Source organism: Lysinibacillus sp. BNK-21 (assembly GCF_048684915.1).
In the GTDB taxonomy this organism is placed as follows: Bacteria; Bacillota; Bacilli; order Bacillales_A; family Planococcaceae; genus Lysinibacillus; species Lysinibacillus capsici.
On record NZ_JBLQTS010000001.1, the window covers coordinates 1,103,480 to 1,115,945 of the forward strand.

9 protein-coding genes are annotated in these 12,466 nt (G+C 39.6%); 8 read left to right on the forward strand and 1 reads right to left on the reverse strand.

From position 1 onward, the window contains the following. Window positions 1–208 precede the first annotated feature (208 nt). Complete coding sequence (pheS, locus tag ACMGGO_RS05550; protein WP_004226385.1) at window positions 209–1,246, forward strand: phenylalanine--tRNA ligase subunit alpha; 1,038 nt, start codon at window positions 209–211, stop codon at window positions 1,244–1,246. A gap of 12 nt (window positions 1,247–1,258) precedes the next feature. After that, on the forward strand, window positions 1,259–3,676 hold the full coding sequence (pheT, locus tag ACMGGO_RS05555) for a phenylalanine--tRNA ligase subunit beta (RefSeq protein WP_259948410.1): 2,418 nt from the start codon (window positions 1,259–1,261) through the stop codon (window positions 3,674–3,676). Window positions 3,677–3,858: 182 nt separating this feature from the next. Here the strand turns inward: pheT and rnhC are convergent, their stop codons facing one another. Then, the gene (gene rnhC / locus ACMGGO_RS05560; protein ID WP_103118620.1) at window positions 3,859–4,782 is read right to left on the reverse strand and encodes a ribonuclease HIII; all 924 of its coding nucleotides are present in this window, start codon (window positions 4,780–4,782) and stop codon (window positions 3,859–3,861) included. 135 nt (window positions 4,783–4,917) lie between these two features. Here rnhC and zapA point away from each other — a divergent pair, with 135 nt between their 5' ends. The 6 genes from zapA to ACMGGO_RS05590 all read left to right on the forward strand — a co-directional run bounded on the left by zapA (window position 4,918) and on the right by ACMGGO_RS05590 (window position 12,454). Beyond that, window positions 4,918–5,178 carry a cell division protein ZapA gene (gene zapA, locus ACMGGO_RS05565; protein ID WP_016991554.1) on the forward strand — a complete coding sequence of 87 codons (261 nt, stop codon included), beginning with the start codon at window positions 4,918–4,920 and terminating at the stop codon, window positions 5,176–5,178. A gap of 5 nt (window positions 5,179–5,183) precedes the next feature. Next, window positions 5,184–5,723: a CvpA family protein gene (locus tag ACMGGO_RS05570; RefSeq protein ID WP_004226395.1), complete on the forward strand. Its 540-nt coding sequence runs from the start codon at window positions 5,184–5,186 to the stop codon at window positions 5,721–5,723. Window positions 5,724–5,781: 58 nt separating this feature from the next. Beyond that, a complete protein-coding gene (gene polX, locus ACMGGO_RS05575) occupies window positions 5,782–7,491 on the forward strand; it encodes a DNA polymerase/3'-5' exonuclease PolX (protein ID WP_374805086.1) in 1,710 nt (569 codons plus the stop codon). A gap of 18 nt (window positions 7,492–7,509) precedes the next feature. After that, a complete protein-coding gene (locus ACMGGO_RS05580) occupies window positions 7,510–9,876 on the forward strand; it encodes an endonuclease MutS2 (RefSeq protein WP_374805088.1) in 2,367 nt (788 codons plus the stop codon). 22 nt (window positions 9,877–9,898) lie between these two features. After that, window positions 9,899–10,312 (forward strand): DUF350 domain-containing protein, encoded by a 414-nt coding sequence (locus tag ACMGGO_RS05585; RefSeq protein WP_008179180.1) that lies wholly within the window; start codon window positions 9,899–9,901, stop codon window positions 10,310–10,312. Between the two features lie 447 nt (window positions 10,313–10,759). Continuing rightward, window positions 10,760–12,454, forward strand: a complete 1,695-nt coding sequence (locus tag ACMGGO_RS05590; protein ID WP_048393666.1) for an AMP-binding protein — start codon at window positions 10,760–10,762, stop codon at window positions 12,452–12,454. Window positions 12,455–12,466: the final 12 nt, after the last annotated feature.

Here is a 12,466-nt window from a genome sequence, read left to right on the forward strand (position 1 = left end):
TTTGAATTCAGCCCGCGAGCAGCTACCGGGACCAGTGTACTGCTGTAAAGGTAAGCCGGCTTTATCAAGTCGTTATGTCAATGAAGTGATTGTAAGGCTTTGCTTTGCAATAACTAGGGTGGTACCGCGAAAATGTCCTCGTCCCTTTTTAGGGGCGAGTTTTTTTATGCCTAAAAAGCAGGCATTTATTTTCTGAGGAGGTTTTAACATGGAAGAGCAATTAAAACAATTAGAGCAAGAAGCACTTGCTAAAATTGAAGCAGCTGCAAATTTAAAAGAATTGAATGAAGTACGTGTTGCGTATTTAGGAAAAAAAGGACCTATCACTGATTTACTAAAAGGGATGGGCAAATTATCAGCTGAAGAACGTCCGAAAATGGGTGCTTTAGTGAATAATGTTCGTGAAAATGTAACGGCAGTATTAGAAACAAAGATTACCGTGTTGGAAGAGGCAGCCATTGCTGAAAAATTAGCGAGTGAGTCGATTGATGTCACTTTACCAGGTCGTGAAATTAAAGTGGGGAACCGTCACCCTTTAACACGTGTCATTGAAGAAATTGAAGATTTATTTATTGGAATGGGCTATGAAATTGCTGAAGGTCCAGAAGTGGAGAAGGATTACTATAACTTTGAAGCACTAAATTTACCAAAAGGTCATCCAGCTCGTGATATGCAAGATTCGTTCTATATTTCCGAGGAAATATTATTACGTACCCATACTTCACCAGTACAGGCTCGTACGATGGAAGCCAAAAAAGGTGAATCGATTCGCATAATTTGTCCTGGTAAAGTATTCCGACGTGATAATGATGATGCAACACATTCACATCAGTTTATGCAAATTGAAGGTTTAGTCATTGGCGAAAATATTCGCATGAGTGACCTAAAAGGAACATTAGATACGTTAGCGAAAAAAATGTTTGGTGCGGACCGCGAAATTCGACTACGTCCGAGCTTCTTCCCATTTACTGAGCCATCAGTAGAGATGGATATCTCTTGTTTCAAATGTGGTGGAGCAGGCTGTAACGTATGTAAGGGCACTGGCTGGATTGAGATTCTAGGAGCAGGTATGGTGCATCCAAACGTATTAGAAATGGCTGGCTATGATCCAAAGAAAGTTTCTGGATTTGCATTTGGTATTGGTGCAGAACGTATTGCGATGTTGAAATATGGTGTTGACGATATTCGTCATTTCTATACAAGTGACACTCGCTTCTTATCACAATTCGAGCGAACAGAAGCGTAAGGGGGATAAAACATGTTAGTATCATTAGAATGGTTAAAAGATTATATCAATACGCAGGACTTAGCACCTGAGCTATTAGCAGAAAAAATTACACGCTCTGGGATCGAAGTAGATGCAGTAATTGATCGTGCTAATGCTATGGATAAAGTTGTAGTTGGTTATGTAGTTTCTAAGGAGAAACATCCAGAGGCTGATAAGTTAAATATTTGCCAAGTTGACGTTGGCGAAGCAGAGCCCCAACAAATAATTTGTGGTGCACCGAATGTTGATGCTGGTCAGAAAGTCATTGTTGCTCGTCCAGGTGCACATTTACCAGGTGGCATTAAAATCAAAAAAGCAAAACTTCGCGGTCATGAATCGAACGGAATGATTTGTTCCTTACAAGAGCTTGGAATCGAAGGAAAGCTTGTTCCTAAGGCGTATTCAGAAGGTATCTTTGTCCTACCAGCAGATGCAGAAGTAGGGGCAGATGCACTGGCTATATTGGGCCTACGTGATACAGTGCTGGAGTTAGGACTAACACCAAACCGCTCAGATGCTCTTTCAATGCTAGGTGTAGCGTATGAAGTAGGTGCTATTCTTTCAGAGGAAATTAAATATCCAGAAATTTCCTATCAAACTGCTAGTGAAAAAGCACAGGATTACCTGAAGCTTCATGTAGAAGATTTACAAGCAAATCCTATGTATGTAGCAAAAGTTGTGAAAAACGTAAAAATCGGTGAATCACCAATGTGGCTACAAAATCGTCTAATGGCTGCGGGAGTACGTCCACACAATAATGTCGTAGATGTAACGAACTATGTATTAATGGAATATGGTCAACCTCTACATGCTTTTGACTATGATAGCCTAGCAACGGGTGAAATCGTTGTTCGTAAAGCAACAGAAGGTGAAAAAATTACAACATTAGATGACCAAGAACGTACATTAAAAGCTTCAGATTTAGTCATTACAAATGGCAAAGAGCCAGTAGCCATTGCTGGTGTAATGGGTGGTGCTAATTCAGAGGTAACAGATTCAACAACGACTGTTGTCATTGAATCAGCTTATTTTGATGGTTTAACAGTGCGTCAAACGTCTCGTCATCTTGGCCTACGTTCAGATGCATCGGCTCGTTTCGAAAAAGGGGTAGACCCAAATCGTGTCTTACCAGCTGCTGAACGTGCTGCTGCTCTACTTGCTGAATTAGCAGGAGGCGAAGTATTAGAAGGTACATGTTTAGTAGATGAGTTAGATAAAGCACCAGCGCGAGTAGTCGTTTCCCCAGATTTTATTAATGAACGTTTAGGTATGAAGATTGCATTAGAAGATATGCTTTCTATTTTAGAGCGTTTAAAATTTGGTGTAGAGGCAGCAAATGGTTTATTAATTATTGATGCACCAACACGTCGCCAAGATATTAAAATTGAAGAGGATATCGTGGAGGAAATTGCTCGTCTTTATGGTTATGATGAAATTCCAATGACATTACCAGAGGGTGCAACACAAGTAGGTAATTTATCACCTTACCAAGCAAATCGACGTGTTGTTCGTCATTACATGGAAGGGGCTGGCCTGTATCAAGCGGTAACTTATTCGTTAACGTCGGATGCATTGTCACAACGTTTTGCTTTGAAAGCAGAGCCGGTAACTCGCTTGCTTATGCCAATGAGTGAGGAGCGTTCTACATTACGTCAAAGCCTTATTCCACATTTAATCGAAGCGGCGGCTTATAATGTTGCACGTCAAGCTGAAGGCGTGGCTTTATATGAAATTGGTTCCGTGTTCCTTGGTCAATCAGATGAGGGGCAACCATATGAGGAAGAACATGTGGCAGCAGTACTAACTGGCAAATGGCTAGACCATGCTTGGCAAGGTGAGAAAAAAGCTGTAGATTTCTTTGTGCTAAAAGGTATCATCGAAGGTGTCATTGGCAAACTTGGCTTAGCAAATCGCATGACATTTGTGAAATCACAAGTGGATGGCTTACATCCAGGTCGTACGGCTAGCATTTTATTGGATGGCAAGCAAGTCGGCATCATTGGTGGACTTCACCCAGCAGAGCAAAAAGCATGGGGTGTAAAAGACACGTATGTAATGGAAATGAATTTAGTGGCGCTATTAAGTGCAACGGCACAAGAAGCACCACTTGCCTATACACCAGTACCTCGTTTCCCAGCTATGTCTCGCGATATCGCTCTTATAATGGACTGTACAACAACAGCGGGCGAAGTAATGGAAGCTATTGATGCAGCGGGTGTGAAACTATTAAAAGATATCCGCGTATTCGATGTTTACGAAGGGGAGAAAATGGAACCAGGTAAAAAATCGGTTGCCTTCTCACTCACATACTTTGATCCAGAACGTACTTTAACAGACGAAGAAGTAGTGGCCGCACATAACAAAGTGTTAAAAGCCATTGCTACGATTGCAGGCACAGAAGTACGCTAATATATGAAAAAAGACTGTCTTACGAGGCAGTCTTTTTTTGTTTGAGAATGGTGAAGATGATGATCCAAAAGGTGAAGAAAGAATGATCCATAAAATGAGGAAAGCGCTCAAAAAGGTTCCTAATGCGTCTCACGCTCATCAGGAACCCCAAAAAAGCTTTTTTAAGCAACCAATAGTATGATTTACTTCATCTTCCGTGCTTTATCAGTGTTGGCGAAATGCCATTTTGTGATGGAGCGTAGAAATTCTTCGCCCTGATTACGCCAGATTCGGGCTGCTTGCACATCTACCTTGTTAGAGGCGCCCTTCATTAATGTAAGCCCTGTAATGTCACTCAAACGATCCATTTCCTTTAAAAAGGCAGCACGAGCTAAAATAGATGCTGTAGCCACAGCTACATGTAATTGTTCTGCTTTAGTAGAAAAGTAGACATTCTCTTGTACAAGTTCACGTTCATTTTTTAAATAATTGTAATAGACACCACGTTCAGCAAACTGGTCGATTAAGATAAATTCAGGTTTTTCAGGTGCCATTTTTGATAGTGTGTTTTGTAGTGCCTTGTTATGCATCATGGCTTTCATTTTACCTTGGGAATAGCCTTTCGCTTGTAAGTTGTTATATTTCTCGTTGCGTAAGACGAGAACACTATGGACACAGGCTGCACGCAAATCAGGTGCAATTTTCCTCATATAGTCATCTGTTAGCATTTTTGAATCTTTTACGCCAAGCTCATTCATGAGTTCGATTTTGGAAGTAGGCACATACACTGCTGCTACAGTGATTGGACCAAAATAATCACCTGTGCCTGTTTCGTCTGAGCCTAAGACAGACATGGTTGCGAAATTGTTAGGCAGTACATCCCCTTTTGCCCCGATAGTGGAGAGTGGAGTAGCGGTTTTTTCAACAGTTCCCCAACGTGCTGCCTCGCGTTCAGCACCGCCCCCCTGAAACATTAATTTGCCTGATTTATACATAGTTATGGCTGTATCTGGTAGTTTTGCCGCAAAAATGACTCCCGGAGCCTTTCGTTCTATAAAGTGAGATGCATAGTAAGCCATCACCTCTTTTTGAATATTTGTTGAAATGGAAAGCACAATATTTGCCATTTAATCGTTCCTTTCTGTCCTCGTTGTTCACAATTTTATACCTTTCATGGTATGATAATAAATAGCTTTTTTGTGTGATGGTGCTCACAAGCCTCTAAAATCGTGTGTGCATCGAATTTATAGGAGGGTGCGACTATGGAAAAACAAGAAAAGAATAAAATTTCTGTTGAAATATATGGTCATACATATAAAATGGTCGGCTCTGAATCCATTGGCCATATGAGACTTGTTGCTTCGATTGTTGATGACCGTATGCGCGAGATGAACGTACATAATCCCTCACTTGATAGCACAAAACTTGCTGTTCTGACAGCAGTAAATACAGTTCATGATTATTTACTATTAAAAGAACGAATGGAGCAATTAGAAGAAGAATTGAAAAAGTTAAAGGGTTGAAGAGAATGTTAGATTTAATCATATTAGTGGTACTGTTAGCTGGTATAGGCGTCGGTGCAAAACGAGGTTTTATTGTACAGATGATGCATATTGTCAGCTTTGTAGTAGCCCTAATTGTTGCGTATATTTATTATAAGCCATTAGCACAAAAATTTGTATTTTGGGTTCCGTATCCAGGTGTCACTGACACAGGTAGCCTTGGCGTTGTCATTGATAGTCTAGATTTAGACCGCACCTTTTATCGGGTAATTGCCTTTGCTGTTATTTTCTTTGCAGTAAAAATAACGTTGCAAATCGTGGCATCGATATTTGACTTTATCGCGTATTTGCCTGTGCTAAATACAGTGAATCGTTGGCTTGGGGCGTTACTTGGCATGATTGAAAACTATTTAATTATGTTTATTTTGCTATATGTGTGCGCTTTATTACCAGTAGATGCCATACAAAATTTAATGTCGAAGTCATTGTTAAGTGGTCTGATGTTGGAGCATACACCAATTATTACAAAGATGTTCCAAAACTGGTGGTATATTTATATGCAATAGTAACTGTGCACTTCTCTCTGTCTTGAGGGAAGTGTTTTTACGATAGGAGGAATTACCAATGAATAAAAAAACAATTATTCGCACACTCGAAAAAATTGCTTTATATATGGAACTACAGGGAGAAAATCCATTCAAGGTATCAGCCTTTCGAAAGGCTGCGGCAGCACTAGAGGGGGACGAACGTTCATTAAGCGAAATGGATGATGTAACAAAACTCAAAGGTATTGGCAAGGGTACTGCGGCTGTAATAGAGGACTTAATGTTAACAGGTGAATCGAGTTTGTTAAAGGAGTTAGAAGAGGTTGTACCTAAAGGGTTACTGCCATTGCTAAAATTACCTGGCTTGGGAGGAAAAAAAATTGCGAAACTACACCAAGAGCTTAGTATTGACTCTGCAGAAAGCTTGAAGGCAGCTTGTGAGGCAGGAAAAGTACGTGAATTAGCTGGATTTGCTGTAAAAACTGAGGAGAAGATTTTAAAGGAGCTAGCCAATTTAGCAAATCGTTCAGAACGACTACCAATTTGGCAGCTTGAGCCTGTGGTTTTACAAATTGAGGCGCTTCTAGGTAGTATGAAGGAAGTAGACCGGTTTTCAGTTGCTGGGAGTTTCCGTCGAGCGTTAGAAACTAGCAAAGATATTGATTTTATTGTTGTGACAGAAGCAGTTGAGGAAGTACGCGAAAACTTGTTAAATAGCTTGGCCATTCAAGAAGTCGTGGCGGCAGGGGATACAAAAATTTCGGTGATTTTAGACTTAGATGAACCAGTTAGCGTTGATTTCCGTTTAGTGAAAGACAATGAATATGCGACTGCGTTGCATCATTTCACAGGTTCAAAAGATCATAATGTTCGTATGCGGCAAATTGCCAAAGCCCGTGGTGAAAAAATAAGTGAATATGGAGTGGAACAGGAAGATGGTACCGTTTTAACGTTCCAAGACGAGGCAGCATTTTTCGCTCATTTTGATCTACCTTGGATTCCACCGAGCTTACGGACAGGAACAGCAGAATTTGACAAAACAAACATAATTCAAAACTTAGTTCGACTAGAGGATATTAAAGCTGATTTGCATATGCATACAACATGGTCAGATGGTGCATACTCTGTTGCAGAAATGGGCGAGGCGTTACTAGCACGGGGCTATCAATATAGCGTTATTACAGACCATTCGCAATTCCTAAAAGTAGCAAATGGATTAACACCGGAGCGTTTAGAAAAGCAGCGTGGAGAAATTGAGGCATTTAATGCAGCACATCCAGATTTTCATTTGTTTAAAGGGACGGAGATGGATATTTTACCAGACGGCTCACTTGATTTCGAAGATCAGGTGTTAAAAGAGCTCGATTTTGTTATTGCTTCCATTCATTCTAGTTTTACACAATCACAAGATAAAATTATGGCACGTTTACTAACAGCTATGCAAAATCCCTATGTTCATATGATTGCCCATCCGACTGGTCGAATTATTGAAGATCGCGATGGTTATAATCCTGATATGAAACAGTTAATTGCCTGGGCAAAGGAATATGGTAAAATTTTAGAGTTAAATGCAAATCCATATCGTCTCGATTTATGTGTAGAACATTTAGAAATGGCATGCGCTGCAGGTGTGCCAGTAGCCATCAACACAGATGCGCATGATATTGCACATTTACGTTTTATGGATATTGGGGTTCGCTATGCAAATAGAGCATGGTTACCGAAAGATATGATTGTGAATACATGGACGCGTGAACAGTTTGAAGCGTTCATACAACGAAATAAATAGGCTGAGGAGGTGTTCTCAGTGATTGCAGAACGCGCATTGAAAACACTAGAATACGATAAAGTTAGGCAACAAGTGGCTTCCTATTGTACTTCTTCCATTGGTAAATCTGCCATTGAGGAGCTTGTGCCACAAACAGATTTTGATAAAGTAGTACAATTATTAGAGGAAATGGATGAGGGACTTTCCATTTTGCGTGTGAAGGGCAATGTACCAATGGGCGGAATTTTTGATGTCCGTCCCTCTGCCAGACGTGCTCAAATAGGAGGCATGTTAGCAGCAGTAGAACTAATGGAAATTTCGAGCACGATTCGAGCAAGCCGAATTCTACGCAATTTTATTGAAGATTTAGAAGCCGATGAAGTGATTGATATTCCCCATTTCATCTCCAAAAAGGAAGCAATGCCTGTCCTAACAGGATTGCAACATGAAATTAATAACTGTATTGACGACAATGGAGCTGTCTTAGATTCTGCTAGTCAAACATTGCGCTCTATTCGCCAATCTTTGCGTGCTGAAGAAGGGAAAGTCCGCTCTAAGCTGGAAAGTTTAATTCGGGGAAGTAATGCAGCGAAAATGCTTTCTGATACACTTGTGACAATTCGTAATGATCGCTTTGTTATTCCCGTAAAGCAGGAATATCGTCACCACTATGGTGGGATTGTCCATGACCAATCTTCTTCTGGTCAAACCTTATTTATTGAGCCAGATTCTGTTGTCCAAGCAAACAATGAAATTCATCGCTTGAAAATGAAAGAGCAGGCTGAAATTGAACGTATTTTACTAGCATTAAGTGCAATGGTGCAAGAAGTAGCATCAGATTTATTTAACTTAGTGAAGGTATTAGGCGATATCGATGTCATTTTAGCAAAGGGCAAATATGGCCAAACCAATAAATGTACAATGCCTAAAATGAATCAGGATGGCTATATCCGACTAATACGTGCACGTCATCCACTACTACCAATAGAATCAGCTATTCCAAATGACATTGAATTTGGTAAAGACATTACAGCTATTGTCATTACAGGTCCTAATACAGGTGGTAAAACGGTGACATTAAAAACGGTTGGTCTGTGTACATTAATGGCACAAGCGGGATTACCAGTGCCAGCATTAGATGGCTCAGAACTTGCTGTATTTGAGCAATTATTTGCCGATATTGGTGATGAGCAATCAATTGAGCAGTCACTTTCTACGTTCTCGTCCCATATGGTTAATATTGTTGACATCCTACAAAAATTTGATCACGAATCACTTGTTCTTTTTGATGAGTTAGGGGCAGGTACTGACCCACAGGAAGGGGCAGCCTTAGCCATTTCAATCTTAGACGAAGTACATGGGCGCGGTGCTCGTGTAATGGCTACAACTCACTATCCTGAGCTAAAAGCTTATGGCTATAATCGACCAGGTGTAGCCAATGCCAGTGTAGAATTTGATATTGAAACTTTGAGCCCGACCTACCGTCTACTTATCGGTGTACCTGGGCGCTCAAATGCATTTGAAATTTCCAGTCGTCTTGGTTTACCTGAATCCATTATTGATCGTGCTAAAGGCTTTACTGGAACCGATCGACATGAGGTTGAATCGATGATTGCCTCATTGGAAGAAACACGTCGCCAATCTGAAGATGATGCAGAGCGTTCGCATGCATTGCTATTAGAATCAGAAACATTACGTAAAGAGCTTCAAGATAAATTGCAAGCCTATGAGGAGCGTAAAGAGGCGCTTGATAAGAAGGCGAAGGAAAAGGCGCGTAAAATTGTTGATGAAGCAAAACGTGAAGCAGAAGCGATTATTGCAGAGCTTCGAGAAATGCGTAAAAATGCTGATCAAGTTGTCAAGGAGCATGAATTGATTGAAGCACGTAAACGCTTGGAAGAAGCAACACCACTTGAAGACAATAAAGTGCTAAAAAAGGCGGCACAAGTCAAAGCTCGTGCACAAAACTTAGTTGTCGGAGACGAGGTAAAGGTGTTAAGCTATGGTCAACGAGGTACTTTGTTAGAAAAGGTGTCGAATACTGAATGGGTTGTCCAAATGGGGATTTTAAAAATGAAAATCTCAGATAGTGATTTGGAATATATTAAACCTGAAAAAGAGCCTGTATTACGAACAGCTGGTGTGAAAAATCGAAATAGTCATGTGAAACTAGAATTAGATTTACGTGGTGAACGTTATGAGGATGCAATCGTAAGAACAGAGAAATATATTGATGATGCATTACTCTCTAATTATGGTCGTGTGTCCATTATTCATGGAGTTGGTACAGGGGCTTTACGTCAAGGAATTCAAAGCTATTTGAAAAAGCATAAGCGCGTAAAATCCTTCCGTTTTGGTGAAGCCGGTGAAGGGGGCTTAGGCGTCACAATTGTTGAATTGAAATAAGCTATAAAGGGGACGGAGAAAAATGCTGAATTCTGGCTTTTGGCGATATCCAATTATCGAAACGGCAGGATATTTTAGTGTTGTAGTATTATGTTTAGTCGTCTCGATGGCATTGTTCGAAGTCGTTACGAAATATAAAAATTGGGAAGAAATTAAAAAAGGTAATGTCGCTGTGGCTCTTGCAACAGGTGGAAAAATACTAGGGATTTGTAATATCTTCCGCTTTTCCATTGCACGTCATAGCACATTAAGTGAAATGATCGGTTGGGGCCTTTTTGGCTTTACATTATTGATTGTAGCGTATTTCTTATTTGAATTTATGACACCTCGTTTTAACGTTGATCAAGAGATTGCCAATGATAATCGCTCAGTTGGTTTCATTTCCTTTACCATTTCAGTCGGTCTTTCGTTTGTAATTGGGGCAAGTATTGCATAGGAGTGTCATGACATGGAAAAATTAGCAAAAGTACTAATCGTTGTCTGTATTGCATTTTTGGCAGTAGGTGTCTACTATATGTTAACGATTTAAATAAAAAACGCATTCTCTTTATGAGGATGCGTTTTTTGTTAATTGTACATAGCATAAATTTCTACTACAACCTATTAACTTTCTTTCATAAAACTCTATTAAAGGGTAGAAAAATTATTTTTATAATATAGGAATATGCTGATTGTTTTTTTATGGAGTAACTCAATAATGAACGAGCATTCATAAGGTGTATTCAAATAAATCCCGATAAATATCAATCATATTAATGTTGTTAATTGCATAATAATTAATCGAAAATGCATTTATTTTCTATTTTCTGTTTGAAACTGTATTTCTTTTTCATTATAATAAATATAAGAATTGACAAAGTTTGGGACAAAGGGGAGAGGACGTATGACAGCAAAACCATGGCTAGCAAATTATCCTGAAGAAGTACCATCGTCTTTAACGTTTGAGGAAATTCCAGTGCAAGAGTTTTTGACACGTGCCTATAAAAAGAATCCATCCAAAGTAGCGATTCATTTTATGGGAAAGGATTTGACGTACACCGAGCTATATGAGTCAGCTTTAAGGTTCGCAAACTATTTACAAGCACTAGGTGTGGAAAAGGGAGATCGAGTAGCAATTATGCTGCCTAACACGCCACAAAGTGTAATCGCTTACTATGGTGCCATGTATGCAGGTGCTGTTGTAGTACAAACAAATCCACTTTATACTGAACGTGAGCTTCAATATCAAATGGCTGATTCAGGAGCAAAGGTTATTCTCGTAATGGATATTTTATATCCGAGAGTCATGAAAATTATGAAAGAGACAGCTCTTGAAAATGTCATTGTGACAGCTATTAAAGATTATTTACCATTCCCAAAAAATTTAGTCTATCCATTTATTCAAAAAAAGCAGTATGGCTTTAGTGTCAAGGTTGAACATAGCGGCCAAAATCATCTGTTTTCAGAAATAATGCGTTCAGCACCAATTAAGATAATTGACAATATGCCATTTGATTTTGAAGAAGACCTAGCACTCCTTCAATATACGGGTGGGACAACAGGTTTCCCAAAAGGCGTTATGCTGACCCATAAAAATTTAATTGCCAATACGACAATGTGTGATGCTTGGATGTATAAATGTGTTCATGGTGAAGAAACCATTATGGGCATTCTACCATTCTTCCACGTCTATGGCATGACAACTGTTATGCTTTTATCTGTATTTACTCAAAATAGAATGGTGCTTTTACCGAAGTTTGATGCTGAAACGGCATTAAAGACGATTGATAAACAAAAACCAACACTGTTCCCCGGCGCACCAACCTTATACATCGGCCTTTTAAATCACCCAGATATTGCGAATTATGATTTATCATCCATTAAGGCATGCCTAAGTGGCTCTGCTTCATTGCCAATTGAAGTGCAAGAGAAGTTTGAGGCAGTGACTGGTGGAAAGCTAGTAGAAGGATATGGGTTAACAGAAACCTCACCTGTAACACATGCTACGCCAATTTGGGGGAAGCGGGTGATTGGCTCGATTGGTTTACCTTGGCCAAATACAGAAGCGGTTATTTTACGTACAGGTGATACAGAAGAGCTACCTATTGGTGAAGTTGGTGAAATTGCTGTTAAAGGACCACAAGTAATGAAGGGCTACTGGAACCGTCCAGAGGATACAGCTGCGACATTTGCTGATGGTTGGTTTTTAACAGGTGATCTTGGTTATATGGATGAGCAAGGCTTCTTCTATGTAGTAGATCGTAAAAAAGATTTAATAATAGCAGGCGGCTTTAATATTTATCCACGTGAAGTAGAAGAAGTGTTATATGAACGTGAAGAGATCCAAGAGTGCGTAGTAGCAGGCATACCTGATCCGTATCGTGGTGAAACAGTTAAAGCTTATATTGTATTAAAAGAAGGATATTCGATTACTGAGGACGAATTAAATAAATATTGCCGTCAGCATCTAGCAGCTTTTAAAGTTCCGCGTTATTATGAATTTAGAGAAGAGCTGCCAAAAACAGCTGTAGGAAAAATTTTGCGTCGTACGTTAGTTGAAGAAGAAAAAACAAAATTAGCGAATAAAGAAGCGAAATAAATACGTATGAAA

Excerpts from the sequence above, each read along its gene's own strand:
- pheS (WP_004226385.1), top strand. The coding sequence starts at position 209 with ATGGAAGAGCAATTAAAACAATTAGAGCAAGAAGCACTTGCTAAAATT.
- pheT (WP_259948410.1), top strand. The coding sequence starts at position 1,259 with ATGTTAGTATCATTAGAATGGTTAAAAGATTATATCAATACGCAGGAC.
- rnhC (WP_103118620.1), bottom strand. The coding sequence starts at position 4,782 with ATGGCAAATATTGTGCTTTCCATTTCAACAAATATTCAAAAAGAGGTG.
- zapA (WP_016991554.1), top strand. The coding sequence starts at position 4,918 with ATGGAAAAACAAGAAAAGAATAAAATTTCTGTTGAAATATATGGTCAT.
- ACMGGO_RS05570 (WP_004226395.1), top strand. The coding sequence starts at position 5,184 with ATGTTAGATTTAATCATATTAGTGGTACTGTTAGCTGGTATAGGCGTC.
- polX (WP_374805086.1), top strand. The coding sequence starts at position 5,782 with ATGAATAAAAAAACAATTATTCGCACACTCGAAAAAATTGCTTTATAT.
- ACMGGO_RS05585 (WP_008179180.1), top strand. The coding sequence starts at position 9,899 with ATGCTGAATTCTGGCTTTTGGCGATATCCAATTATCGAAACGGCAGGA.
- ACMGGO_RS05590 (WP_048393666.1), top strand. The coding sequence starts at position 10,760 with ATGACAGCAAAACCATGGCTAGCAAATTATCCTGAAGAAGTACCATCG.